Origin of the sequence: Halomonas sp. ND22Bw (assembly GCF_003011945.1) — a bacterium.
GTDB classification, from domain to species: domain Bacteria; phylum Pseudomonadota; class Gammaproteobacteria; order Pseudomonadales; family Halomonadaceae; genus Halomonas; species Halomonas halophila.
In genome coordinates, this window is record NZ_PXWD01000561.1 from 1 (window position 1) to 302 (window position 302).

General features: G+C 74.2%; 1 protein-coding gene. It reads left to right on the forward strand.

What is annotated here, in order from left to right; translation table 11 throughout:
- On the forward strand, positions 1-302 hold a 302-nt coding region (locus CVH10_RS19385), incomplete at both ends, for a hypothetical protein (protein WP_146143106.1).

The window sequence follows — 302 nt, forward strand, 5'->3', positions numbered from 1 at the left end:
CGGTCGCCGAGGCCCGGCGCCTGCGCGCCGAAGCCGACGTGCTGCGCGAGGCCGCCCGCATCGCCGCCGGTCTGGAGAGCCGAATCGCGGCGACCTCGCTCGACCTCGCCGAGTGGCGGGCGGAAGCCGACGCGATCGAGGGCCGGCGCCGGAGCCTCGCGACCGAGCGCGAGCACGTCGAGAAGGCCGAGACCGGCGTGCTGGAGGGCGAGTTGAAGGAGCTCGCCAAGGAACGCTCCGCCTACCTCACCGAGCTGGTCCAGGTCCTCGAGCCCAAGCGCGACCTGTTGCTCGGCGAGGAG